25 protein-coding genes are annotated in these 24057 nt (G+C 73.2%); 13 read left to right on the top strand and 12 right to left on the bottom strand.

Translation table 11 applies throughout. The features are described from left to right. Window positions 1–401: 401 nt before the first annotated feature. Entirely contained in the window at window positions 402–674 is a 273-nt protein-coding gene (locus tag VGH76_RS06575) for a chaplin family protein (RefSeq protein WP_331555820.1), read from the top strand. Window positions 675–795: 121 nt separating this feature from the next. On the opposite strand, the gene VGH76_RS06570 is transcribed toward VGH76_RS06575, so the two are convergent. Then, a complete protein-coding gene (locus tag VGH76_RS06570) occupies window positions 796–1140 on the bottom strand; it encodes a type II toxin-antitoxin system death-on-curing family toxin (protein WP_331555819.1) in 345 nt (114 codons plus the stop codon). Window positions 1141–1456: 316 nt separating this feature from the next. Between VGH76_RS06570 and VGH76_RS06565 the strand changes: the two genes are divergently transcribed. The 7 genes from VGH76_RS06565 (at window position 1457) to gvpJ (ending at window position 6185) form a co-directional block, all read left to right on the top strand. Next, complete coding sequence (locus VGH76_RS06565) at window positions 1457–1675, top strand: hypothetical protein (RefSeq protein WP_331555818.1); 219 nt, start codon at window positions 1457–1459, stop codon at window positions 1673–1675. A gap of 186 nt (window positions 1676–1861) precedes the next feature. After that, window positions 1862–2455, top strand: coding sequence for a HAMP domain-containing sensor histidine kinase (locus VGH76_RS06560; RefSeq protein WP_331555817.1), 594 nt, complete (start codon window positions 1862–1864; stop codon window positions 2453–2455). 41 nt (window positions 2456–2496) lie between these two features. Then, window positions 2497–3150, top strand: a complete 654-nt coding sequence (locus VGH76_RS06555) for a response regulator (protein ID WP_331555816.1) — start codon at window positions 2497–2499, stop codon at window positions 3148–3150. 14 nt (window positions 3151–3164) lie between these two features. Beyond that, window positions 3165–4142 (top strand): glycosyl hydrolase family 18 protein, encoded by a 978-nt coding sequence (locus VGH76_RS06550; protein ID WP_331555815.1) that lies wholly within the window; start codon window positions 3165–3167, stop codon window positions 4140–4142. Window positions 4143–4285: 143 nt separating this feature from the next. Further along, entirely contained in the window at window positions 4286–5233 is a 948-nt protein-coding gene (locus VGH76_RS06545; protein ID WP_331555814.1) for a ParA family protein, read from the top strand. Next, window positions 5230–5826, top strand: a complete 597-nt coding sequence (locus VGH76_RS06540) for a PadR family transcriptional regulator (protein ID WP_331555813.1) — start codon at window positions 5230–5232, stop codon at window positions 5824–5826. Before VGH76_RS06545 ends, VGH76_RS06540 begins: the two co-directional genes overlap by 4 nt. Beyond that, window positions 5823–6185 carry a gas vesicle protein GvpJ gene (gene gvpJ / locus VGH76_RS06535; RefSeq protein ID WP_331555812.1) on the top strand — a complete coding sequence of 121 codons (363 nt, stop codon included), beginning with the start codon at window positions 5823–5825 and terminating at the stop codon, window positions 6183–6185. The genes VGH76_RS06540 and gvpJ overlap by 4 nt, the downstream gene beginning before the upstream one ends. A 229-nt stretch (window positions 6186–6414) precedes the next feature. On the opposite strand, the gene VGH76_RS06530 is transcribed toward gvpJ, so the two are convergent. The 5 genes from VGH76_RS06530 to VGH76_RS06510 all read right to left on the bottom strand — a co-directional run bounded on the left by VGH76_RS06530 (window position 6415) and on the right by VGH76_RS06510 (window position 11453). Further along, a complete protein-coding gene (locus VGH76_RS06530; protein WP_331555811.1) occupies window positions 6415–6747 on the bottom strand; it encodes a hypothetical protein in 333 nt (110 codons plus the stop codon). Further along, on the bottom strand, window positions 6747–8378 hold the full coding sequence (locus VGH76_RS06525) for a thiamine permease (RefSeq protein WP_331555809.1): 1632 nt from the start codon (window positions 8376–8378) through the stop codon (window positions 6747–6749). The genes VGH76_RS06530 and VGH76_RS06525 overlap by 1 nt, the downstream gene beginning before the upstream one ends. A gap of 148 nt (window positions 8379–8526) precedes the next feature. After that, entirely contained in the window at window positions 8527–9741 is a 1215-nt protein-coding gene (locus VGH76_RS06520) for an amidohydrolase family protein (protein ID WP_331555808.1), read from the bottom strand. A 36-nt stretch (window positions 9742–9777) separates the two neighbouring features. Then, on the bottom strand, window positions 9778–10542 hold the full coding sequence (locus tag VGH76_RS06515; RefSeq protein WP_331555807.1) for an alpha/beta hydrolase: 765 nt from the start codon (window positions 10540–10542) through the stop codon (window positions 9778–9780). A gap of 35 nt (window positions 10543–10577) precedes the next feature. After that, complete coding sequence (locus VGH76_RS06510) at window positions 10578–11453, bottom strand: fumarylacetoacetate hydrolase family protein (RefSeq protein WP_331555806.1); 876 nt, start codon at window positions 11451–11453, stop codon at window positions 10578–10580. A gap of 154 nt (window positions 11454–11607) precedes the next feature. Between VGH76_RS06510 and VGH76_RS06505 the strand changes: the two genes are divergently transcribed. Further along, window positions 11608–12300 (top strand): FadR/GntR family transcriptional regulator, encoded by a 693-nt coding sequence (locus VGH76_RS06505; protein WP_331555805.1) that lies wholly within the window; start codon window positions 11608–11610, stop codon window positions 12298–12300. 21 nt (window positions 12301–12321) lie between these two features. On the opposite strand, the gene VGH76_RS06500 is transcribed toward VGH76_RS06505, so the two are convergent. After that, the gene (locus tag VGH76_RS06500; protein ID WP_331555804.1) at window positions 12322–13311 is read right to left on the bottom strand and encodes an LLM class flavin-dependent oxidoreductase; all 990 of its coding nucleotides are present in this window, start codon (window positions 13309–13311) and stop codon (window positions 12322–12324) included. Window positions 13312–13758: 447 nt separating this feature from the next. On the opposite strand from VGH76_RS06500, the gene VGH76_RS06495 reads away from it, so the two are divergent. The 4 genes from VGH76_RS06495 (at window position 13759) to VGH76_RS06480 (ending at window position 18093) form a co-directional block, all read left to right on the top strand. Then, complete coding sequence (locus VGH76_RS06495; protein WP_331555803.1) at window positions 13759–14316, top strand: hypothetical protein; 558 nt, start codon at window positions 13759–13761, stop codon at window positions 14314–14316. A 167-nt stretch (window positions 14317–14483) separates the two neighbouring features. After that, window positions 14484–14999: a 2Fe-2S iron-sulfur cluster-binding protein gene (locus VGH76_RS06490; protein ID WP_331555802.1), complete on the top strand. Its 516-nt coding sequence runs from the start codon at window positions 14484–14486 to the stop codon at window positions 14997–14999. Continuing rightward, entirely contained in the window at window positions 14996–16018 is a 1023-nt protein-coding gene (locus VGH76_RS06485; RefSeq protein ID WP_331555801.1) for a xanthine dehydrogenase family protein subunit M, read from the top strand. Before VGH76_RS06490 ends, VGH76_RS06485 begins: the two co-directional genes overlap by 4 nt. Further along, entirely contained in the window at window positions 16015–18093 is a 2079-nt protein-coding gene (locus VGH76_RS06480; protein ID WP_331555800.1) for a xanthine dehydrogenase family protein molybdopterin-binding subunit, read from the top strand. Before VGH76_RS06485 ends, VGH76_RS06480 begins: the two co-directional genes overlap by 4 nt. 52 nt (window positions 18094–18145) lie before the next feature. Here VGH76_RS06480 and VGH76_RS06475 read toward each other — a convergent pair whose 3' ends face one another. From VGH76_RS06475 to VGH76_RS06455, 5 genes are all read right to left on the bottom strand, one after another. Beyond that, complete coding sequence (locus VGH76_RS06475) at window positions 18146–19030, bottom strand: 2-dehydropantoate 2-reductase (RefSeq protein ID WP_331555799.1); 885 nt, start codon at window positions 19028–19030, stop codon at window positions 18146–18148. 7 nt (window positions 19031–19037) lie between these two features. Then, the gene (locus tag VGH76_RS06470; RefSeq protein WP_331555798.1) at window positions 19038–20864 is read right to left on the bottom strand and encodes an ABC transporter ATP-binding protein/permease; all 1827 of its coding nucleotides are present in this window, start codon (window positions 20862–20864) and stop codon (window positions 19038–19040) included. Window positions 20865–20942: 78 nt separating this feature from the next. Further along, entirely contained in the window at window positions 20943–21707 is a 765-nt protein-coding gene (locus VGH76_RS06465) for a DUF4239 domain-containing protein (protein WP_331555797.1), read from the bottom strand. A 1-nt stretch (window position 21708) separates the two neighbouring features. Continuing rightward, window positions 21709–22341: a hypothetical protein gene (locus VGH76_RS06460; protein ID WP_331555796.1), complete on the bottom strand. Its 633-nt coding sequence runs from the start codon at window positions 22339–22341 to the stop codon at window positions 21709–21711. Window positions 22342–22406: 65 nt separating this feature from the next. Continuing rightward, on the bottom strand, window positions 22407–24011 hold the full coding sequence (locus VGH76_RS06455; RefSeq protein WP_331555795.1) for a hypothetical protein: 1605 nt from the start codon (window positions 24009–24011) through the stop codon (window positions 22407–22409). Window positions 24012–24057 lie beyond the last annotated feature (46 nt).

Genomic DNA, 24057 nt, shown 5'->3' with positions numbered 1-24057 from the left:
AGGTGCGCCGATCGCGCCTTCGGCGAGCGCCTCCGCAGCGCCCATGGAGTCGCGCCCGACCTGGAGCGGCAGTGCGACGGCGACCACCCGGCCAACGACCTCATCACCCGGCGTAACGACAAGCACCCATGCCCCGCACGTCGCACCGAACCCGGACACCACGCCCGTCGGCTGAAGTACTGCGTTTCCGACCGAGTCACCGTGACTCGGTTGCTCTGGGGGAGTTCATGACCCAGGTCGAGCACGCCGCCTGCAACTGCTGCCCGTCAACTGCCCGACCCCGTTCCTCCGTTCGTCCGCATCCCCGCTGCGCACGGTCTCGTTGTCCGGCCGTACGAGGAGGGCGCGCCACCCGACCGGCGGGTCCCGTCGACCGACGAGTCTCAGGGGGAGACATGAACATGCGCCGTACCGCTCTCGGAATCGTGGCCGGTTCCGCGCTGGTGGGGATGCCGGTGATGACCGCCGGGATCGCCTCGGCGAACCAGGCGCCGAGCCACGGGCCCAGCCACGGGCCCTCGAACTCCCAGTCCTGCACCACGACCGGCACCGCGTCGAACAGCCCGGGGGTGTCGAGCGGCAACGTTGTCCAGGTCCCCGCGTTCGATTGCAGCCAGGTGTTCGGCTCGCCCGCCGTCGCGGTTACCGGGCCCTTCATCACCTCGCCCAGCTGACGCAGCTCCCGCACTCCACACCTGCTCTGGCCCCCGGCGTCGTCGCCGGGGGCCGGAGGTGTCTCCGGGCGTGGTCAGCCCCTGTCCGCGAAGCGTGCCCCGGTGAGCCGACGACTTCCGCTCAGCGGAGAGACTCGATCCGGAGGGCGATCAGGCCGACATCGTCGAGACGGCCCCCGGCGACCTCCATCACGAGCTCGAAGACGGCGTCCTGGTCGAGCCGCGGAGGTCGCCCGTTCAGCACCAGGAAGACCGCGGTCGCCGCCCACGCCAGCCGCTTGTTGCCGTCGACGAGGGGGTGGTTCCGGCACAGGCTATGGAGGAGGGCGGCGGCCTTCTGGGCGGTCGTCGGGGACGCGTCCTCCCCGAGGACGGTCGTCGCAGGCCGGGCCGACGCAGCCTCGAGGAGGCCGAAGTCCCTGATCCGGGGCTCCTCGCCCAGCGCGTCCTCGAGGAAGCGCAGCACGTCCGGCAGAGCGCTCGAGTAGGGCGATCGGCCCGTGCGCAGGCGTCGTCGCCGACCTTTCCGACGCCACGAATTCGTCGAACGGACAGAAATGCGTTTGATGGCCCGGGACGAGGCGCAGGCGATGATCGACGACGCCCGACGGCGGCACGCCCGGATCTGAGCGCGCATTCCTTGCACCGGTCGAGGCGATCCAGCGGACCGCGGGGCCGCCACGGGTCAGCGGACCGGCGGCTGGGCACGGCCCCTCCCGCGCCCTACGGTGAGGGCGGGCCGGACACCGTGGTCGCGGGAGCCGGCGCCTTCGGGGGTGTTCGTGAAGCTACTCGTGTCGGCGGCCGCCGTGGCCGCGATCGCCTGGTTGACGGCGCCGTGGGTGGCCATGAGGCGCCGCGGGACGCTCGATCGCTGCGCGCTCGAGGCGCTGCGCCGCGAGGTCGTGGTCCCCAGGCCCCGGCGGCCCCCCGACAACGAGGGCCGGAGCCCGGTACTGCGCTCGGTGTCCGAATCCGGCGATCTCCCGTCCGGGTATTGAGACTTCGGGTGCGCAATCATCGCGGAACGGATCCTCACCGAGGGAACGCGCCCGGGACCTGATCGAGACCCACCCGGCCCAAGTGCTCCCCGTTCGGCCGAATCGATTTCCGTTCTCGGTTCTCTACGATGAATTCACACCCGCGGGCAGGGGTCCTCGTGGGTGATGTCGGGGGTGGTGAATCGCATGGAGACCGTGAGCGCCGCCCTGGCGCACGACATCGGGCACGAGCTCGCCACCGTGTCCTTTCTCGTCGCCGCGATCCGCGACGACCCCGCCCTCCACCCCGACAACCACCGCCGGTTGGGCCTGATCGAGCGCGAGGTCGAGCGGCTCCAGGAGCTGGTGGGGCTGCGCAGCGACGGCGTCGAGGACCCGGAGGTGTCCCTGCCCGGCCTCGTCACCGAGATCGCCGACACCTTCGCGTTGCGCGGCCCGGCCGCCGTGGTCACCGACCCCTCCCCGGACGTGCGCCTGCCCGTCGACGCCCGCGCGCTGTGGCGGCTCCTGTCGAACATCATGCACAACGCAGTGCGTGCCGCCGGCCCCCGCGGCACGGTCCGGCTCCTCGTCCGGCCCGGTCCGCCCGTCGTCGTCGAGGTCCACGACGATGGTCCGGGCTTCGGCGCGGGCCCCTCCGGTCACCGCGGGCTCGGCCTGGAGATCTGCCGCACCCTGGCGACGGGGTGCGGGGCGTCCGTGACCTTCGGCCGTGCCGCCGGCGGCGGCACGGTCGCCAGAATCCGCTTCCGGGTCTCGGCCCTGACCCGCGGCGCGTGAGGCGGGACCGGGCCTCCGGCTGTGCAGAAGGATCGTGACCCATGACCGGCATCGTCATCGCCGACGACCACGCCGCCTTCGCCGGCGCGCTCGCCGCGGTCCTCGAGGACCGCGGTATGACGGTCCTCGCGGTGGAGCACACGCCCGCGGACACGCTCGCCTGCATCGAGACGTGCCGGCCGGAGCTCTGCGTGCTTGACCGGTGGTTCGACGACGGGGACGTCCTCGGGATCCTGCCGAAGCTACGGGCCGCCTCGCCGGACACCCGGATCGTCGTGGTATCCGCCGACCTGGATCGCCGCCTCCCGCGGGCGGTGATCGATGCCGGGGCGCACGGCTTCGTGCACAAGACCCGCGGTGTGGCGGCCCTCCTCGACGCGCTCGCGCACCCCGCCGGGGTGGTCGTGATCGAGATCCCGCCGCGCTGGGCCGGCGGGAAAGGAGCGAGCCGCGCGGAACGTCCGCGCGCGTACGGGGCTGGCGGTCGCCCCACACGTGGTCCGCCCGCGGATCGGGACGGAGACCGCCGCCCGCCGGCCCTGAGGTCGCCCGAACCACGACGCGACGGTGCGCCGAGCGTGTGCACTCCGCGACTCGACCGGGTCGCCCTGGTGGAGATGGATGAGGTGCGGGGAGCGCCGCCCGGCCACCATGGGCCCATGCACCCGACGACCCCACGCTCCGCGATCTGCTGACCAGGCGGCTCGACATGTCCTCCGACACCAGCGCCCCGGGTCTCCGGGCCGTCGCCATCCCGCTCTGGAACCTGCCGCAGGGTGCGGCCGACGTCGCCGCCCATGTCGGGTCCCTCGACGAGGTCTCGCCCGAGGCCCTGCGCCTGGGCCCGTTCGGCAGTGTGCTGTCCGCCGCGCGGGGCGAGCTCGAGGCGAGCGCGATGGCCACGCTGCGCGCCACGGGACTGGTGCTCGTGCCGACCATCTCCAACCGGGTCGACGGGCATCGCTCCCACGACGTCGTGTCCACGATGCTCCATGACCCGGCGCGCACCGCGCGCCACGTCCGATTGCTCTGCGACCTCGTCGTGGCGCAGGACTACGAGGGCGTCGACCTCGACTACCAGGGGCTGGGCCGCGAGGACCGTGCCGCGTTCAGCCGCTTCGTCGCGCGCCTCGCCGACGCGCTGCACGAGCTGGGCCGCCGGCTGTCGGTGACCGTCTACGCGAAGGCCGAGGAGCGCCTCGACGAGCGGCTCACGCTGGCACAGGACTACGCCGCGCTCGGCCGCGAGGCGGACGAGATCCGGTTGCTCACCTGGGACTACCACGACGCCACCACCGTGCCCGGACCCCTCGCACCGGTGGACTGGGTCAAGGGCGTGCTCGTCCACGCGGTGGAGTGCATCTCGGCGAAGAAGGTCCTGCTCGGGGTCTCGGCGTCGGGCTACGACTGGACCCGAGGGGGTGGTGAGCGGGTCGGGTGGGCCGAGGTCGCCGCGCGCGCCGACCGATTCGCCGGTGGGCGGGTGGAGCACGACCCGCTGGGGGAGGCCCCGTGGCTGCGGTACCTCGACGAGCACGACACGGCGCACGAAGTGTGGTTCGAGGACGCTCGCAGCGTGGCGATCAAGCGCCGGGTCGCCGGGGAGTGCGGTGCGCGCGGCATCTTCCTGTGGCTGTCGGCGACGCCGGACATCGACGTGTGGGCCGAGGTGGCGCACGCCCGCTGAGCCGGTGCGGATGCTGGTGATGCGCTGACGTCCTCTGTCGGCGCAGCCGAATGCGTCGGCTGCGCTGCGGCGCCCGGCGCAACTCCGGGGCGCTGCCGTGAGTCGACTTGTGCCCGGCGAGGTCGGGTGGTCACCCTCCGCGCGTGACTGGACGCGGCGCCGTCGCCGGCCGGGCCCACGCGCTGGGCCGGGTCATCGCGATGGTCAACGACAAGGGCGGCGTCGGGAAGACGTCGCTCGTCGCGAACCTGGCCGGCCAGCTCGCCGCGGCCGACTACCGCTGCCTCGTGGTCGACCTCAACCGGCAGGCCAACCTCGCCGACGACCTCGGCTACCGCGACGGTGACGGTGACGACCAGGGCGCGGGGCTGGTGCTCAGCGTGCTGACCGAGTCGCCGGTGGTGCCCGTCCGGGACGTCCGCCCCGGGCTCGACGTCGTCCCGGGCGGCGCGCGGCTCGCCGACCTCGTCCCGCTGATGGTGTCGCGGCTGCAGGAGCGCGGCCGGGCGGCCTTCGACGTGCTGGCCGAGGTCCTGGCACCGACCGCGGCGCCCTACAACGTCGTGTTCGTCGACTGCCCGCCCGAGTCGACGATCCTCACCGACCTCGCGCTGACCGCCGCCCGCTGGGTGCTGATGCCGACCAAGTCCGACGTCGGGGGCCTGGTCGGCATGCGCCTGGTGGCCGAGCGCTTCGCCGTGGCCCGGGAGCGCAACCCGGGGCTGGCGCTGCTCGGGGCGGTGCTCTTCGCGACCGGCAGCCGCTCGCGGCGGGTGCACGCCGAGGTGCGCGGCGCGGTGGAGGCCGCCTTCGGGGGTCACTCGCCGCTGTTCACGACCGCCATCCGGCACGCCGAGCGCAGCGCCCAGGACGCGCGGCGCCTCGGGCGACTCGCCCACGAGCTCGAGCTGGAGGTGGCCGCGCAGCCCGCCTGGTGGGCCTCGCTGCGCGCGGGGACGTCCGCCGCACCACGCCTGTCGACGGCGGCCGCCGGGGTCGCCGGCGACTACCGGGACCTCGGCGTCGAACTGCTGACGGTGCTGCGCGCCGCCGAGGAGTGCACCCCGACCCGCGAAGTGGAGGCCATGTGACGGCCCTGGACCTCACCCACGCCTTCGGGCAGCCGGCGACGGCGAGCCTGCGCGGTCTGCTGCCGCACCGCGAAGGCGGCGACCCCCGGCCCGAGCCCGACCCGCCCACCGCGCTGCCCACGCCCCGGGAGCCGGAGGACGATGACGTCGACGACGACGACGACTACGCGGAGCCGGCCGCCGAACCGGAGCCGGAACCGGAGGAGCGCCCGACGTCCCGGCCGCGTGGGCGGGCGGCGCCGACGGCTCCGTCGCCCCGGGGCCGCAGCATCGCCCGCGTCGCGTCCCGCGACCAGGTCGACCTGCTCGTCCTGCTCGCGGTGCGGCCGGGAACCACCGACGGGCGGGGCGTGATCGCCCGCGTGCGCGAGGACAGCGACGGGGCGCTGGACGCCCCCGAGCGGACCGTCCACGTGACGCTGCACCGCCTCACCCGCACCCGGCTCCTCGGTCGCCGGCTCGACCCACGATCGGGCCGCCGGTTCTACGCTCTGACCGACGCGGGCGAGCGGGTGATCCGGGCGCGACTGCGGGAGTGGCAGGCACTGGCCCGCGGCGTGGACGCCCTCGCCCGGCGAGGAGGCGCGGTGTGACGGTCGCCCGGAGCTCGGGAGGCGGCAACGTCCGGAGGTCACCGCAGGGCGGCCTGGCGGAGGTGCTCGACCTGGTCCTGGACAAGGGACTGGTGATCGACGCCTTCGTCAAGGTGTCCGTGGTGGGCATCGAACTGCTGACCATCGACGCGCGGATCGTCGTCGCGAGCGTCGACACCTACCTGCGCTTCGCCGAGGCCACGAACCGCGTCGACCTGCACGCCAAGGGCGGCAAGCCCCTCGACGAGTTCGTCGGCAGCATGACCGAGAACACCATGCACGGGGCCGCGAAGGGCATCACCAAGGGGGCCCTCGACGCCGTCCACGAGACCTGGCGGGAGTTCCGCGGCAAGGACTGATCGGCCGGCCGTACCTCCCGCCCCCTCCCCTGGCCCCCTCATGGCCGCAACGGCACGTTCCTGGCATGTGACGCCAGGAGGGCGCCGCTCACCCATCGGGGTCGGCCCCGGTGGGATGCGCGGACGGCGCCGTTCACGCGCCCGACGCCAGGAACGTGCCGTTGCTGCCACACGGGGGTGGACGGGGTGGCCGTGGTGGGGTGGGCTGTGCAGCGCGACGCCGGCCCCTTCAGACCGTCCGCTTCGGCGTCACCGCCGTGAGCCGCCCGCGCAGTGCGAGCGGGACCTCCCACCCGTCGTCGGGAGCCCCCGACGGGCTCGCGTCGTAGGCCGCCGCGGCGGCGAGGAGCGCCCCGGCGTCGTCGTCGGTCAGGAAGGAGAAGCGCACGCGCGGCTTGCCCGGCCCGTCGACGGCGGCGTTGCCCGCGTTCGGGCAGCCGCCGAGGCAGGGCACGTGCCGGATCCGGACGACGTCCGAACGCAACACCACATCGAGCGCGACGCCGAAGGAACCGCTGTCGGGGCGGTCGCGCGGGCAGGTCCGGCACACGAGCAGCGCCATCAGGAACGGGCCGACGCCGGACCGGTGGTCTCGGCCGCGACGGCGTCGAGGAACGTCGTCGACGTCGCGCAGGCCGCGCAGATCGGTTCGTGGCCGTGCGCGGGGTCGCGGTCCATCTCGAGCGCCACGTAGGACTTGTGGCAGGCGTGGCACCGGACCCGGTCCTGCCAGACGTCCTCGACCTCCTCGCGGGGGTCGTGCGGGCGGCCGGCGATCGCGGCGGGCCGGCCGTGACGGACCGCCCGGCCGACCGCGGCGATGACGACGGCCAGCACGAACGTCAGGACCAGCGCCCAGGTGCTCGCGATGGCGCTGCCGGCCGCGATCAGCGTGATCCCGACGCCGGAGGCGACCACCCACGCGATGACCCCGCCCACGTCGACCCGTGGCACCCGGCCCGGCCGGAACTCGAAGGCGACGTCCTGCGAGCGTCCCCGACGGCGGGCGTCGACGACGGTCACGAGCGCGATCCCGACCCACGCCACCAGCACCGCACCCTGGTAGGAGAGCCAGGTGTTGATGAAGGTGAAGATGTTCAGCGTCATCACAGCGATGGACAGCGCGCCGACGATGAACACCCACGTCGTGCGGGACAGCGTGAGGTTGAAGGTCCGGGAGAACAGGCCCTGGAAGTTCGTCGACGCGACGTAGAAGTTCGCCGTGTTGATCTTCAGCTGGGTGGCGACGATGAACACCACGCCCAGCAGCCCCATCATCTGCACGATTCCCACGACGAGACCCGACTCGCTGACCTCGGCCAGCGGGATGGTGTGGACGAGGTAGATGCCGACCGCGCCGTTCACCAGGATCGTGAAGAAGTAGAACGTGTAGCCGAAAGTGTGGACGCCGTTGACCCGGTGGTCCTGCGGGCGGCCCATGCGGGCGAAGTCGAACGTGTAGAGCACGTTCGAGAAGACGCCCATGTAGATGGCGAACACGAACAGCCAGCCCGGACCGGCCATCGTCGTCGGGGTGCTGGGCGGGGCGGTGAGCCACGACCCGTCGTAGCCGTGCACGGCGGTCGCCCAGACGACCGTGACGACCAGCCCGACGAGGAAGATCGGCAGGAGCCAGGCGTTGACCTTCTCGATCGCCTGGCGGACCCCGCCGATGACGAGCGGGATGCACACGAGCGTCACCACGAGATACCAGACCCAGATCGGCCCGCCGAACTCCGCCTGCGCGGCCACCGCGAGCACCGAGCCCTCGAAGACGGCGAACCAGGTGCCGGTGAGGCCGAGGGCGAGGGTGGCGATCGCGGCGCCGCGGTAGCCGAACATCGCGCGGGAGAACAGCCCGACGGTCTGCCCGGAGTCGGCGGCGGTCCGGGACATGACCAGGCACAACGTGCCGTGCACGACGACGGCGGCGGCGAGCCCGATCAGGGCCTGCACGGTGCCGACGACGAGCGAGGCGCCCGCGGCGACGACGACCCAGAACATGGCCGACATCAGCGCGGACCACGCGAGGGCCATCTTCGGCGAGCTCAACCGCCAGGAGCGCGGGACGACGTGCAGCGAGTAGTCGTCGCGGGCGGCCTCGGCGAGGACCTCGGGGTCGTCGGTGCGGGAGAGCTCGAGGGGCGGGAGGCCGGCGGTGGGCGGCTCGAGGGTGTGGGGGTCGGAGGACATGGCGCTCCTCCAGGGCAGGCGGGGGCAGGGCGCCGTCCCCGGGGGGGAGGGGACGGCGCCTTGGTCTGAGACGTGTGCGTGCGTTTCCGTGTCTGGGGACGACAGACAAGCCAGCACGCCGATAGGGCACGCACAAGGGCGTAGCCCTCTAGTCCTGCTTGTGGAACTGGCCGTCCTTCATGATCGCGTGCAGCTTGTCGTGGTCCTGCAGGATCGTGATGTCGGCGAGGGGGTCGCCGTCGACGAGGATGAGGTCGGCGAGGTAGCCGGGCTGGACCTGGCCGAGCTCGTCGGGGCGCAGCATGATCTCCCCGCCGAGCTTGGTCGCGGAGAGGATGGCCTCCATCGGCGTGAACCCGAGGCGCTCGACGAAGTGCTCGAGGTCGCGGGCGTAGGTGCCGTGCGGGGTCCACGCGAAGCCGTAGTCGCCGCCGGGCAGCAGCTTGATCCCGCGACGGTGCATCTCGCGCAGCCCGTCGGTGGCCTGCTCGAGCTCCTTCTTGTACCCGACGGCCTCGGCGGCCTCCTGCGGGAACCCGAAGGCCTCGGCCTCGTAGAGCGTGGCGACGAGCCAGTTGATGCCGGGCGCCACGAAAACCCAGTCCTTGTTGGCCTCGAGCATGTCCATGCCCTCGGCGTCGGTGAAGCTGGCGTGGTAGATGATGTCGACCTTGTTGCGCAGGCACATCTTCACGCTCTCCGCGGAGCGGGCGTGGGCGCAGACCCGCTTCCCGCGGCGGTGGGCCTCGGTGACGGCGGCGGCGACCTCCTCGTCGGAGAAGTAGGTGTCCTCCGCGCGCTGGGTGCCGGTGATCTCCTCGCCGGTCATCGAGAGCTTGATCTGGTCCACGCCAAGGTCGATGAGCTCGCGGACGGCCTTGCGCATGCCCTCGGGGCCGTCCGCGAACTTCGTGATCGACTTGATCAGCGCCCCGCCGGTCACGGCGATCTCGGGGCCGTTGGCGAGGTAGCGCGGCCCGGGGATGCGCCCGGCGTTGATGGCGTCACGGCAGACGACGTCGAGGCGCTCCTTCGCCGACGCGGCCCCGAGGCACATGGTGTAGCCGGAGTCGATGTACTTCTTGGCCGACTCGACCGAGAAGAGCAGGTGCTCCTCGACCGGCATCATGCCGAGGCCGTCGAGGTCGGCGGAGTTGTTCCACGAGAAGTGGGTGTGCGCGTCGCACAGGCCCGACATGAGCGTGCGGCCGTGGCCCTCGACGACCTGCGCGTCCTGCGCGCGGGCCGGGTCGACCGTGGCGACGGCGGCGATGCGGTCGTCCTCGACGAGCACGTCACCCGGGTACGGGTCGGCGCCGGTCGAGTCGAGGATGGAGACGTTGCGGAACAGGACCTTGCTCATGAGGGGGCTCCTCGTCGTCGAGGCTTGCGAGATGGGTCAGAAGAACTTGAGGAGGTGCTCGGTGACCTCGAGCGGGCGCTCGAGCGCCGTCCAGTGGCCGCAGTCGGCGAGAACGTCGAGCGTCGCGGCGCCGTGCGCCTCGGCGAGGGACTGGCTCACCTCCGGGCGGCCGACGCCGTCGTCGGCGCCGGTGAGCAGCAGCAGCGGGAGGTCGGGGTCGATCGGCCCCGGGTCGGGCGCGGCGGCCAGCGCCTCGCAGGAGCGGGCGTAGCCCTCGGGGTCCTGGCGCAGCACCAGCTCGCGCACCGCGGCCGCGGTGGCTGGATGGTCGCGGCGGGTGGCCTCGGCGGTCGCGTTCGTCATGACGGCGTCCGCGATCCCGGGCATCTCCCCGGCGCGGGCCTTCGCGGCGCGGTCGTGCTGGCCCTGCTGCCCGGCCTCGGGCAGCGGCGCGGGGACGGCGCCGAGGAGCGCGAGGTGAGAGACGAGCTCCGGGTGGGTGGCGGCGAGCAGCCGGACGGTGATGGTCGCCATCGAGTGCCCGACGACGCGCGCGGGTCCGGCGTCGAGGCTCGTCAGGAGGTCGGCGAGATCGTTCGCGAAGCCCTGGATGGTCAGCCGGCCGCGGACCGTGCTGCGCCCGGAGCCCTCCATGTCGGGGCGGACGACGGTGAACCGCTCGGCCAGCGCGCTCGCCTGCGGCTGGTAGAAGTTCGAGGTGCCGCCGAGGCCGTGCACCAGCAGCGCCACCGGGCCCTCGCCGGTGATCTCGACCGCCAGTTCCTTGCCGTTGACCTTCACGTGCTCGTCCTCCTGGAGGGATGCGTCGGGGTGGTTCAGCGGACGGTGTTGCGCAGCGCGCCGAGGCCGGTGATCGCGCACTCGACGACGTCGCCGGGCTGCAGGAAGCGGGGCGGCTCGAACCCGATCCCGACGCCGGCCGGGGTGCCGGTGGCGATGACGTCACCGGGGAGTAGCGTGATCCCGGCGGAGATGACCCGGATCAGCTCGGGGATGTCGAAGATGAGGTCCGCGACGGGGGCCTTCTGCCGCGGCTCGCCGTTGACGCTCGACGAGACCTCGAGGGCGGTGACATCCCCGATCTCGTCGGCGGTGACCGCCCACGGGCCCATCGGGGCGTGCGTGTCGAGGGACTTGCCGAGCAGCCACTGCTTGTGGTCGCGCTGGACGTCGCGGGCGGTGACGTCGTCGACGATCGTGTAGCCCCAGACGTGCTCGTGGGCGTCCTCGCGGGAGATGCCCCGGCCGCCCCGCCCGATGATCACGGCGAGCTCGGACTCGTAGTCGAGTTCGGCGGTGATGCCGGGGTGGGCCTCGACGTCGTCGTAGGGGCCGGTGACGCTGGTCGTCGCCTTGGAGAAGACGATCGGCTTGTCCGGCAGGTCCTCCGAGCGCTGCGGGGTGTCGTAGCCCGAGCGCCCGAACTCCGCGACGTGCTCGCGGTAGTTCTTGCCGACCGCGAACAGGTCCCGGCGCGGCACGGGGAACGGCGCGCGCAGGGTGGCGCCGACGACGGCGGGCAGGCCGCGGGCCTCGGCGATCCGCGGGGCGAGCCGCTCCCAGTCCTCGACGACCTCGAGCAGCGACCGCTCGCCCACGACGGGCACGAGGTCGAGCACCCGGGTGTCGTCGGCCGGATCGACGAGGCCCACGGCCTCCCGATCACCGACGGCGTACGTCACCAGCTTCACGCGTCCTCCACGGGATCGTCTGCCGCGATCTGCGGACCAATCGAGACCATTGCGAGGGTGTGGTACCTCACCTCGCGGGCTGCCCCGACCGTACGACGCGGCGAATCCGAAGCCAATACCGATGGCGCGCCGTCATTGGTCTAATATTGGTCGCATGGCAGCACCGGCGAGCACCGCACCCGTCGTCACGCGGCTCCGACGGCTGCTCGACGAGGCCGTCGCGGACGGCACGCTCGGCACCGGCTCGAAGATCCCGACGGAGCGCGCGCTGTGCGACTCCCTGCAGGCCTCGCGCACCGCGGTGCGCGGCGCGCTGGCCGAGCTCGAGCGCGAGGGCCGGATCACCCGTCACGTCGGGCGGGGCACATTCCTCGCCGAGCTCGAGGCCGACCCGGGCCTGCCCGACGCCGCCCGCGGGGTGCTGCAGACCAGTCCCGCCGAGATCATGGCCACCCGGCTGGTCCTCGAGCCCGAGATCGCCGCGCTCGCGGCCCGGCACGCCACGCAGTCCGACATCGACCACGTGCACCACTGCCTGCGCCGGGGCAACGCCACCGCCACCTACGAGGAGTTCGAGGCCTGGGACTCCGCGCTGCACCGCGCGATCGCCGCCGCCGCCCACAACGGGCTGCTGCTCCGGCTCTTCGACACCATGAACGCCGCCCGCGACCTCCCCGTCTGGGGCAGCATCAAGCGCCGGTCCGCCACCCCGGAGCGGCGACAGGGCTACGAGTGCAGCCACGGCGAGATCGTCGAGGCGCTCGTGGAGCGCGATCCCGACGCAGCCCGCGAGCACATGCGCGGCCACCTCGTCGACGTGCGGACCAATCTGCTCGGCCCGCACTGAGCCGCCCCACCCGGCAGGGCCTCAGCCCCGCGCGGCCTCCAGGAAGCGCTCCAGCTCCCCGCGGGTGTCGGGGCCGCACGGCTGGAACACGATCTCGGTGACGCCGTGGGCGGCGAGGTCCTCGACCCGGCGACCGACCTCCGCCCGGGTGCCGCTCACCGTCACGTCGGGGAGCATCGAGTGCCCGCCGGCGTCCCAGGCGGCGCGGTCGGCGTCGTTGAGCTCCACGCAGTGCCCGGAGTGCACCGCGAGGTGGCGCTCCCCCTCGGGAGCCTTCTCGACGGTCTCCAACCACTCGGCGCCGCCGGGCAGCCCGCGCACGGTGTCGGGCCCACCGAACTCGTAGGCCCCGTGGTACGCGAGCGCCCAGCCGGGCCCGCCCGCCTCGCGCGCGTGGTCGGAGTCCGGGGGTTCCCCCTCGTCGAGAACGGTTCCCCAGGCCAGGTAGGGCACCCACGACCATTCGCGCAGGAAGTCCGGGAGCTGCAGCGTCGCGAAGAGCCCGTCCCCGTGCTCGCGCGCGACCGCGTGGCCCTTCGGCCCGAGGGCCCCGACGAGCACCGGGACGTCGACGGGCCGGGCGGGCGCGTGCCCGTCGGGGTGCAGCATCTGCATCTGAGCGCCCTCCCACTCCACGACCTCGCCGCGCAGCAGGGCGCGGAAGGTGCGGATGTAGGACTCCATGAACGACCACGTGATCGCGCGGTAGCCCATCGCCCGCCGCCCGGTGAAGCCGGTGCCGAACGAGACGGCGGTGCGGCCGGGGGCCAGCGCCGCGAGCGTCGCGGTGGCCGCGGCGTTGACCATGGGGTGGCGCAGGCTGGGGACGAGGACGCCGGGCCCGAGCCCGATGCGCTCGGTCCGCTCGGCCGCGAGCGCCAAGGTCATCCAGACGTCGGGGCTCTGCTGCGGGGTGTCGTAGACCCACGCGCGGTCGTAGCCGAGCTGTTCGGCGAGCGCGATGTCGTCGGGGGAGCTGAGGGCGGTCGGGAAGGCGCACGACACCTGCATGGGGTTCCTCCGTCTCGTCACCGGCGACGATCGGCGCTGTGACCTGGACAACGGAGCGCATGCTCCCCGTCACGGTGCGCCGTCGGCAAGACCCGGAGCGCGGGCACCTCCTCGTTCGAGGCCAGGGGTGGTTCGGTCGGAAGCAATACGTAGAATTACCCACATCAAATCCGGCGATCCGTGCCCGAATCGGACCCCCGGGAGCACGTCGAACCGCCGGACAGTCGAACATCGATTCGTCGACGTGGCCCCGAGGAAGTGTGGCCGAGACCGTGATCTCATTTCAGACACGGACGGACCATCTAATGGGAATCAACCAGCAACAAAGGGATGACTACTCTTCCGCGAACGGGTGATCTCGGCGACCGGGTTGCACCGCCCGCGAATGCAGGCCGCATCCTCGGGGTCGCCACACTATTCGAGAATCCAAGACCACGGAGGCGACAGATGCCTGACTCGACCGCCACGATGACCCGTCCGAGCGGGCCCTCCGCCCGCCCACAGAGCAACGGGGTCACGTCGCCCCTCGACCCCCTCGACGGCTACACCGAGGTCGACCTGCCGTCCGTGCGACACATGCGGGTCTTGTGGGACATCGACATCATCGACCCCGAGGGTGACCCCCACGACCGCATCATCGAGGCCAACGACCCGTTCAAGGTGGTGATCCGGGTTCAGCTCAAGGGCCGGTTGTGGTCGTGCGTCAGCGCGGACTGGTGGTTCGATCTGGGGTTCAGCCCTGTCGGCGCGGGCACGGGCTTCAACCTGTCGACGTATGTTCCCGAGCAGCAGCTCTGGCAGAAGGGCTGGCCCGGCTGCGGCGGCTATCGATCGCTGGAGCTCGAGATCCCGGTGCCGGCGAACACGATCCCGACGGAACGGTGCGGAACGGTCTACCAGTGCACCGGCAGGTTCGAGATGTACTGCTGCGGGAAGCCCGCCGGCGTGGCCGGCTTCGAGCCCCTCGGGCAGTACGACTTCTACAGCCCGGTGATCGAGGACTGACCATCCGCACCCCGGTCCGGCGGGGGGATCGGGTCGAGCCCGCCACCCTCCCCGCCGCACCGGCGTGCCCGCAGACCCTGGGACCGGTGGTCCCAGGCTGATCCGCCGCTGTCGTGCCACGGTGAGGACAGGAGCCTGATCGGTTCCGTCACCCGACGGGAGCGGACGTGACCACCACCATCCCCACCGGACTCACCGTCGACGGCCGTCATCACGACCTCGACGTCGACCCCCGCACCACCTTGCTCGACGCGCTGCGCGAGCAGCTCGGCAACACCAGCCCGAAGAAGGGCTGCGACCACGGCCAGTGCGGCGCCTGCACGGTGCTCGTCGACGGGCGCCGCGTGCTGGCGTGCCTCACGCTCGCCGTCGCCAAGGACGGCGCCGAGATCACCACCGCCGATGGACTCGCCCCCGACGGCGAGCTGCACCCCGTCGCCGAGGCGTTCCTCGTCCACGACGCCTACCAGTGCGGCTTCTGCACGCCGGGTCAGGTGTGCTCGGCGGTCGGCGTCCTCGACGAGGCCGCCCGGGGCGGGCCGAGCGCCGTCACCGACGACCTCACCGGCCCGACGGTCCTCGACCGCGCCGAGATCGCCGAGCGCATGAGTGGCAACCTGTGCCGCTGCGCGGCCTACACGAACATCGTGAGCGCCGTCGAGAGCGTGGTGACCGACCGATGAGGCCCTTCACCTACGCCCGTCCCGACGACGCCGGGGCCGCGGTCGCCGCCGTCGGCGCCGACCCGGGCGCGACGTTCCTCGCCGGCGGCACCAACCTGCTCGACCACCTCAAGCTCGGCGTCGCGGCCCCGTCGTCGCTGGTGGACCTCGCCCGCGTGACGAGCACCGAGATCACCGAGCTCGCCGACGGCGGGCTCAGGATCGGCGCGGGCGCGCTGAACAGCGACGTCGCCGCGGCCCCGGCGGTCCGCCGCAACTACCCGGCGCTCGCCCAAGCCCTCCTCGCGGGCGCGTCGGGCCAGCTGCGGAACATGGCGACCACCGGCGGGAACCTGCTCCAGCGCACCCGCTGCGCCTACTTCGCCGACACCACCACGCCGTGCACCAAGCGCGACCTCTCCCAGCCCTGCTCGGCCCGCGGGGGCTGGGCGCGCTACCACGCGATCCTGGGCGCGTCCGAGCGCTGCATCGCCACGCACCCGTCGGACATGGCGGTCGCGCTGGTGGCGCTCGACGCGACGGTGCACGTCCTCGGTCCCAGCGAGACCGGGAACGGACAGGGCACACGCACCATCCCGATCACCGAGCTGTACCGCCTGCCCGGCGACGACCCGACCCGCGACACCGTCCTGCACCACGGCGAGCTCGTCACCGCGGTCGACCTGCCGGCCTCCCCGCTCGCGGCGCGCTCGGCGTACCGCAAGGTCCGTGACCGTGCCTCGTACGCGTTCGCGCTGGTGTCGGTCGCCGCGGCGCTCGAGGTCCGCGACGGCACCGTCGCCGACGTCCGGCTCGCCCTGGGCGGGGTCGCCCACAAGCCCTGGCGCGCCACCCGCGCCGAGGACGCGCTGCGCGGCGCGCCCGCCACCGACGAGTCCTACCGCGCCGCCGCGCGGGCCGAGCTCGCCGACGCCGAACCGGTCGACAGCCCGCTCGGCGGCAACCGCTTCAAGCTGGACCTGGTCGTCGGCACCGTGACCGAGACCCTCCGCCGACTCGCCGGGGAGCAGCACTCATGACCGTCCTGGACGCCCGCGTCATGGGCACCTCGGTGCGCCGGGTCGAGGGCCCCGACAAGGTCACCGGCACCGCCCGCTACGCCGCGGACCAGCCGGTCGACGCGCCGCTGCACCTGCACCCCGTCCAGGCCACGGTCGCCCGGGGACGGGTCACCGGCCTGGACACCGCCCCGGCCCGCGCGGTGCCCGGTGTCGTCGGGAACCTCACGCCCGACGACGCCCCGCGCCTCGCCGACGTCGGCGACCCCGAGCTCGTCGTGCTGCAGGACCACGAGGTGCACCACCGCGGCCAGTACGTGGCCGCGGTGCTCGCCGAGACCCCGGAGGTGGCGCGGGAGGCCGCGGGCCTCGTCGTCGTGACCTACGAGGACCTGCCGCAGACCACGGCGTTCGACGAGCACTCCCCCGAGCGCCACCCGGCGGCGGTGCTCGCGAACTACGCGCCGCCGACGAGCGAGATCGGCGACCCGGACGCCGCCCTCGACGCGGCCGCGGTGACGGTGCGCGCGACCTACTCGACCCCGGTGCAGCACCACAGCCCGATGGAGCCGCACACGACGATCGCGGCGTGGGACGACGACGGAGCCGAGCACGTCGTCCTCTACGAGTCCTCGCAGGGCGTCGCGGGCGCCCGGGACACCGTCGCGGCGCTGTTCGGGCTCGGCGAGGACGACGTCGAGGTGGCCTCGCCGCACGTCGGCGGCGGGTTCGGCACCAAGGGGGCGCTGCACGCGGGCACGGTGCTCACCGTGCTCGCCGCCCGCACCGTGCCGGGCCGGGCGGTGAAGCGGGCGCTGTCGCGGCGCGAGATGTTCGAGACCGTCGGGCACCGGCCGGCGACGGTGCAGCACCTCGCCCTCGGGGCCTCGGCGGACGGCCGGCTGGACGCGTTCACCCACGACGTCGTCTCCTCGACCGCCCGGATGGAGGAGTTCGGCGAGCCGACCGCGACCGGCACCCGCGCGATGTACGCGGCGCCGCACCGGCGCACGTCGCACCAGCTGGTGCCCCTCGACGTCGACCCGCCCACCTACATGCGCGCCCCGGGCGAGGCGCCGGGCAGCTTCGGGCTCGAGTGCGCGATGGACGAGCTCGCGGTCGAGCTGGGGATCGACCCGATCGAGCTGCGGGTGCGCAACGAGCCCGAGGTGCACCCGGAGTCGGGGGTGCCGTTCTCGACCCGCAACCTCGTCGCGTGCCTGCGCCGCGGGGCCGAGCGGTTCGGCTGGTCGTCGCGGCCGGCTGAGCCGCGGGCACGGCTGGTCGACGGCTGGTGGCACGGCACCGGGGTGGCCGCGGCCATGTTCCCGGCGATCCGCTTCCCGGGCTCGACGGCGGTGATCCGGTTCCGCCACGGGCGCTACGAGGTGGAGATCGGGGCGACCGACATCGGGCAGGGCGCCCGGACTGTGCTCACCCAGATCGCGGCCGACGCGCTCGGGGTGCCGGTGGACCGGATCGCGGTCGCGATCGGCGACACCGCGCTCCCGCAGGGGACGGTCGCCGGCGGCTCGTCGGGCACCGCGTCGTGGGGCTCGACGATCACCGAGGCCGCCGACCGGTTCCGCGACAAGTGGGGCGACGACCCGGAGGAGGGCGCCGAGGCCGACGCCGCGACCCCGGACAACCCGTGGGCGGGCGAGCTGTCGATGGCGGCGTACGGCGCGCAGTTCGCCGAGGTCGCGGTGCACGCCGACACCGGCGAGATCCGGGTGCCGCGGCTGCTCGGGGTGTACGCGGCCGGGCGGATCCTCAACCCGACGCTGGCGCGCTCCCAGTTCCTCGGCGGCATGGTCTGGGGGCTCTCGATGGCCCTGCACGAGCAGAGCATCGTCGACCCCCGCTTCGGCCACGTGATCAACCACGACCTCGCCGGCTACCACATCGCCGCGCACGCCGACGTGCGCGAGATGGAGGCGGAGTGGATCGAGGAGTACGACCCCTACGTCAACCCGATGGGCTCCAAGGGCATCGGCGAGATCGGGATCGTCGGGACGGCGGCGGCGATCGCCAACGCCGCGTACCACGCGACGGGCGCGCGGGTGCGGTCGCTGCCGCTGGATCTCTTCGGCTGACGCCGTGTGCGTGTGTTTCCGTGTCCCAGCACGGAAACGCACGCACGAGGCGCTAGCCCAAGGCTCGCAGCAGCGCCAGCATCGCCGCGTTCAGGGGCGTCGGGACGCCGTGGCGCGCTCCGGCCGCGACGACGGCGCCGGTGAGGTACTCGTGCTCGAGCGGCCGCCGGGCGAGGCGGTCGTAGAGCATCGAGGTACCGGTGCCGGCGGGCATCGTCGCGTAGTGGCGGCGCAGAGCAGTGACGTCGTCCTCGGAGATGTCGGCGCCCTCGGCGCGGCCCGCGGCCACGACCTCCCGGGAGAGCCCGAGGACGAGGTCGGTCATCGGGTCCTCGGCGAGCACCTCGTTGCGGCGCAGCGTGAGCGCGGTGATCGGGTTGGCGACGGCGTTGCTGATCAGCTTGCGCCACGCGTCGGTGCGGTGGTCCGCCGAGCCGACGACCTCGACGCCGTCGTCTCCCCCACCGACCACCCCGCGCAGCCCCTCGACCCACGGGCCGTCGGGCACGGTGAGCCGCCCGTAGCCGTGGTGGAGGATCCGTCCGGGCTCGACCGCCTCGGCGCCGAGCACGACGACGGCCGGGATCGCGGTGGCGTCGGGGTGCACCAGCCCCTCCACGCGCCGTTCCTGGTCGACGCCGTTCTGGGCCACGACGACGACGGTGCCCGGTCCGGTCGTGGCCTTCAGCCAGCCGGCCGCGGACCCGGTGTGGTGTGCCTTCGTCGTGAGGACGACCCAGTCCACGGGCCCGAGCTCCACGGGGTCGGTGTGCACGGCCGCGGGCACCTCCCGCTCCGCACCGTCGGCCCCGGTGCGGACCCGCAGCACGTCGAAGGGGGTGCGGACGGCGAGGGCGACGTCGTGCCCCCGCTCGTCGGCCAGGGCGGCGAGCACCCCGCCGATCGCTCCGGGACCGATGACCACGACACGCGCCATGCCCCGATCATGGGGCCACCAGGACCGACGCGCTCCACTCCCCCTCACCCTGGAGGTCGAGGCGCCGCGTGTGGAAGGGCTCCAGGCTGCTGCGGTGCCCGACGCTGACGAGCACGAGGTCGGGCAGCTCCGCGCGCAGCAGCGTGTAGAGGTCGTGCTCGAGGCCCTCGTCGAGGGAGGCCGTCGCCTCGTCGAGGAAGACCACGGCGGGCCGGGCGATCAGCAGGCGCGCGAACCCGACGCGCTGCTGTTCACCCGGCGAGAGGGTGCGCCACCAGACCTCCTCGTCGTCGAGCCGGCCGACGAGGTGTCCCAGCGCCGTCGCGCGCAGCACGCGCGCGGCCTCGTCGTCGGACACCGTCTCCGGCGCGGCCGGGTAGGCCAGCGCCGTGCGCAGCGTGCCGAGGGGCAGGTAGGGCTGCTGGGCGAGGAACACCGCCCCGTCGCCGACGGGACGCTCGACGCGGCCCTCGGCGTAGGGCCACAGGTCGGCGAGGCTGCGCAGCAGGGTGGTCTTCCCGGTCCCCGACCGCCCGGTGACCAGGAGCGCCTCGGCGCGGCCGAGCTCGAGCGAGAGGTCCCGCACCAGGGTCCCGCCGTCGGGACGGTTCACCGTGAGGTCCCGGACGACGACGCCGTCGGGTCGGTCATCGACGGGCACCATCGGCAGCTCGCGGGCCTGCTCGTCGCTGTCGAGCAGTCCGGTGAGGCGGTCGAGGACTGCGCGGTAGGCCGCGAACTGGTCGTAGGCGTTGCGGAAGAACGAGAGCGCGTCGTGGACCTGGCTGAAGGCCTGGGCGGTCTGCTGGACGTCGCCGAGGCTGATCGCCCGGGCGAAGAATCGGGGCGCCTGGATGATGATCGCGAACACCGCGGAGATCTGGCTGACGCCCAGGTTGTAGCCCTGGAACTTCAGGGTCCGGATGACGATGCGCCAGTAGTTGGCGATGACGTCGGAGAACCGACCGTCCAGGGTCCGGCGCTCGATCGTCTCGCCGCGGGCGAACGCGATGTTCTCGGCGTTGTCCCGCACGCGCACCAGCCCGTAGCGGTAGAACGCCTCGAGGCCCTCGTTGAGGAAGTTCAGGCGGATCAGCGGGCGGCCGATCCGGAACGCGAACACCGAGGCGACGATGACGTAGAGGAACGCGATGAACGTCATCGCCCGCGGGATCTCCAGGCCGAACACCGAGAGCGGGCCCGAGAGCTGCCAGAGCACGATGGTGAACGACGGGATCGTCACCAGCGCGCTCACCGCGCCGCTCGGGCCGAGCGAGAGCGTGTACGTGGTGGTCGCGAAGGTGCGGATGTCCTCCTGGATGCGCTGGTCGGGGTTGTCGACCTGGGTCGCGGAGAACCGGGAGCGGTGGTAGACGCGGTCACCGAGCCAGTCGCCGAGGAACCGGGCGTTGAGGTACTCCCAGAGCCGGATGACGAAGGACTGGCCGACGTAGTAGGTCACCAGGGTCGCGGCCACGTAGACGGCCGCGATCACGGCGAAGACCCCGATGGCCCGCCAGAAGGCGCCCGCGTCGAGGTTCTGCAGCGCGGTGGACAGCTCGTTCGTGTTGTAGGACAGCAGCAGGTTGATGCGTACCGAGAGCACGACGAGCAGCAGCAGCACCAGGATGAAGACGGTCGGCCGCCATGTGGCCCGTTCCCCGTGGGTCGGGCGCACGAACGGGCCGGCCAGGCGCCAGAACTGCCGACCCCAGGTCGTCCCCCGGACGATCAGCACCGCGACGAGCCCCAGCACCAGCACCGTCGCGACCCATACCCCGGCGATCCACACGAGGCTGCTGCGCCACTCCGTGCTCCAGTCGACGCTCTCCACCGCGGCCTCCTCGAGCACCGGTCACCAGGTCGAGGCGGAAGGTAGCGGCCCGTCGATCACCTCGACCGGGCGGGCTCGTCAGAAGTCGACCAGCACCCGCTCGAGGGGGCCCGGTGTCACCGCCACGTCGCCGGCGAACGGATGGTCGATCGCCACCGCCACGAACAGCAGGATGCCGATCAGCAGGGCGATGCTGCCGATCATGAACGTCTGCAGGAGCGGGCTGCGCAGCGCGAAGACCATCGCGAACGCGATCGTCACGACGGCGCCCACCACGAGCGCCGCCCACAGCACCCCCGGGAGGCCTCCCTCGACGAAGTCCAGCCGGGTCGAGCGGGCGGTGACGAGGTCGTTGAACCGCTCGACCTCGGCGCTGACGAACTGCACGCGCACCGGGGTCTCGGCGGGCAGCGCCTCGAGGTCGGCCGAGAGCCGGTCGAGCGTCGGGCCGACCCGGGGCGACCCGGGCTCGCCCCGCGACATCGCCGGCCACTCGGTGTCGACGACGGCACGGACGTAGGCGTCGACGTCCGCGTGGATCACCGCGCGGGCCTCGGGCGGGAACGGGGCCGCGGTGCGCTCGATGGCGCGCAGCGCGCTGGCCTCGTGGCCCACGGTGTCGGCGGCGGTGCTGAACTGCTCCCAGCTGACGATGACGACGAACGCGAGCAGCACGGCGTAGATCACGCCGACGATCGCGATGAGGAAACCGGCGGCCTCGTTGTGGTCGCCCTCGCTCAGCGCCGACCAGCGGCGACGCAGGGCCAGCTGCACCCCGACCGCGGCCGCCGGCAGGCCGAGGACGAGCAGGAGGCCGCTGGTCCACAACGGCCAGGTGCTCACATCAGTGACCGTAGGTGAGCTGGGCCCCGGTGGTGGTCAACTCGTCGTGGCTGAAGCCGACCGTGTCGGACGGGTCGCCGTCGAGCCCGACCCGGTAGGAGTCCTCGCCGGCCGTGACGTCGCCGATCGTGAAGCTGAACCGGCAGGCGTCGGCCCACGGCGGGGCGGTGTGCCACTGGTCGATCGCGGTCCCCGTCGTCGGGAGCGACGCGGACGCGACGACGCGGCCGTCGTCGTCGAAGACCGTGACCGAGCGGCCGGGCATCCTCGCGACCGAGCAGCTCGCGCCGGGCACGAGCGCGCCCTGTCCGGCGACGACGAGGGAGCCCGGCACGGCCATCGTCCGGTGGGTGGTGACGGCGAGGCCGCCGACGACCGCGGCGCCGGCGAGGACCAGCACGACGGCGACCGTGAGGGCGACGAGGCCGCGGCGGGCACGCTTCGCGGGCGGCCCGGCGAGCCCGGCGGGCGGGGTGTCCGCCGCCGGGCGCGGGTCGGCGGCCGGGTCGTCGATCCAGCGGATCCCGGGCCGGGTCCCGCGCTGGGTGGGGATGTCCGGCGACCACGGCGCCAGCTCGGGTGCCCGTGGCTCCGGGATCGCGGGGGTGGCCGCGCCCGTCTCCGTGGTGCTCACGGGGGAAGCAGTACCCGCATGTGAACGAATTCGGTCGTCCTGACGACCAGATTCGTTCACATGCGTCAGCTCCGGGTGTTGCGCAGGTGGCGGCCGAAGTAGGCCACGTGCACCTTCGCGGTGCGCTCCACCCACGTGAAGTAGATGCGCGGCGCCATCCCGGCCGAGGAGATCTTGATGTGCGACTGCACCGCCTGCTCCCCGCCGTCGACGGTGAACGTCCGCGACTCGGGCCAGCGCTCCATCACCGTCTTCGACTCCCGCATCGCGAGCTTGCGGGGGTTCGCCGGCCAGGCCATGGGGTGGCGGGAGTTCCAGCACCACCCGAAGAAGTCGCCGTCATAGCCGTCGCGGGATCGGGCGCGGGAGTAGTACGCCAGCGCCCGCAGCGCACGCCACGCCTGCTCGCCCCAGGCCGGGCCGGCCGCCTGGCGATCGAGCAGCTCGAGGTCGACCCCGGCCTCCGTCGGGAGCTCCAGGTAGGTCGCGAGGTGCTTGCGGGCGAGCGCGGCCGCGTCGCTGCAGTCGCGGGCGTGGGGCGGCGCGAGGTCGATGTCCTCGAGGCCCTCCTCGGTGCGCTCGCCGCGGAGGCGGGCGAGCTCGGCGGTGGCCACCGCGAGCCGGTCGCGGAGGTCGGTCACCTCGTGCTGCAGGTCGCCGAACTCCTCGAGCACCTCCTCGGCCACGCGCCGCTCCGCCACCAGCTCGGACTCCAGGTCGGTGACCCGGGCCGACTCCCGGGCGACCTTCTCCACCATGCCGCCGGGCGTGACCTCGTCGAGGCGGCGCGCGGCCCGGTCCCAGCTGTCCGGGGCGCGGCGCAGGCTCGACGGGGGCGCGAGCTGGTTGACCGCGATGCGCCCCGCCAGGGCCGGGCGGTCGCGGAACCGCTCGGCCCGGATCTCGAGGTGGCGGGTCGGGGCGTCGGCCGCGGGGTCGAGCGCGGGGAGGTAGAGCCGCATCGCGCCGCGGTGCACCTCGAACCCCTCGCCGAGGGCGGCACCGAGGGTGTCGAGGCCGGCGGCGTCGAGGACCGCCACGGTCGCGAGCCCCGCGACGTCCCGGGTGGTCCGCTGCACCGCCGCGTCGAAGACCCGGACCGCGTCCTCGCCGGCGTCCGGCCCGAGGCCGCCGAAGACGACCACGGGCAGCTCCCGCTCGGCCAGGGTCAGCACGCCCGCGAGGTCCTCGGCGCCGTCGTCACCGCGGTAGCGCACGGCCCGCGGCAGCAGCGAGACCCCGCCGTGCGCGGCCGCCGTCGTCGTCAGCAGGTCCGCGACGAACGCGGGCGGCTTGGCGAACAGCGGCTCGGTGACGTCGCGGGCGTCGGCCTCGACGTCGATCCACACCCAGGCCTTCGCGCCCTCGCCGACCGCGCTCCCGCCCGACCAGGCGCGCACCGTCGTCGTCCAGCGGTTCCCGTCGCGGTGTGATTCCACGAAAACGAGGCGGACCGCCTTGTCGATCTTCGTGTCGTCGGGGTCATCGTGGACGTCGCGGCGCAGGACGAACCGGTGCTGCTCGCTCGCGCGCGTGCGGGCGGTCCCGGACGGGAGCGGGCGGTGATGGCGGACGGCCACCCCCTCGGCCCAGGCGACGACACTGCGGTCGGCCACGTCGACGGCGTCCGGGTCGTCGGAGGCCCAGATGCTGCGGTAGAGCGTCGCCATCCCCGGATCACCTCCTCGCCTCTCGCCGCCTGTTCCACCGCAGCAT

Origin of the sequence: Actinomycetospora sp. (assembly GCF_036497585.1) — a bacterium.
Lineage (GTDB): Bacteria > Actinomycetota > Actinomycetes > Mycobacteriales > Pseudonocardiaceae > Actinomycetospora.
This window is presented reverse-complemented; position numbering and strand designations above follow the sequence as displayed.

Coding starts and splice junctions, on each gene's coding strand:
- VGH76_RS06575 (WP_331555820.1), top strand. CDS start 402: ATGCGCCGTACCGCTCTCGGAATCGTGGCCGGTTCCGCGCTGGTGGGG.
- VGH76_RS06560 (WP_331555817.1), top strand. CDS start 1,862: ATGGAGACCGTGAGCGCCGCCCTGGCGCACGACATCGGGCACGAGCTC.
- VGH76_RS06485 (WP_331555801.1), top strand. CDS start 14,996: ATGAGGCCCTTCACCTACGCCCGTCCCGACGACGCCGGGGCCGCGGTC.
- VGH76_RS06530 (WP_331555811.1), bottom strand. CDS start 6,747: ATGGCGCTGCTCGTGTGCCGGACCTGCCCGCGCGACCGCCCCGACAGC.
- VGH76_RS06555 (WP_331555816.1), top strand. CDS start 2,497: ATGACCGGCATCGTCATCGCCGACGACCACGCCGCCTTCGCCGGCGCG.
- VGH76_RS06525 (WP_331555809.1), bottom strand. CDS start 8,378: ATGTCCTCCGACCCCCACACCCTCGAGCCGCCCACCGCCGGCCTCCCG.
- VGH76_RS06500 (WP_331555804.1), bottom strand. CDS start 13,311: ATGCAGGTGTCGTGCGCCTTCCCGACCGCCCTCAGCTCCCCCGACGAC.
- VGH76_RS06550 (WP_331555815.1), top strand. CDS start 3,165: ATGTCCTCCGACACCAGCGCCCCGGGTCTCCGGGCCGTCGCCATCCCG.
- VGH76_RS06455 (WP_331555795.1), bottom strand. CDS start 24,011: ATGGCGACGCTCTACCGCAGCATCTGGGCCTCCGACGACCCGGACGCC.
- VGH76_RS06520 (WP_331555808.1), bottom strand. CDS start 9,741: ATGAGCAAGGTCCTGTTCCGCAACGTCTCCATCCTCGACTCGACCGGC.
- VGH76_RS06495 (WP_331555803.1), top strand. CDS start 13,759: ATGCCTGACTCGACCGCCACGATGACCCGTCCGAGCGGGCCCTCCGCC.
- VGH76_RS06505 (WP_331555805.1), top strand. CDS start 11,608: ATGGCAGCACCGGCGAGCACCGCACCCGTCGTCACGCGGCTCCGACGG.
- VGH76_RS06480 (WP_331555800.1), top strand. CDS start 16,015: ATGACCGTCCTGGACGCCCGCGTCATGGGCACCTCGGTGCGCCGGGTC.
- VGH76_RS06475 (WP_331555799.1), bottom strand. CDS start 19,030: ATGGCGCGTGTCGTGGTCATCGGTCCCGGAGCGATCGGCGGGGTGCTC.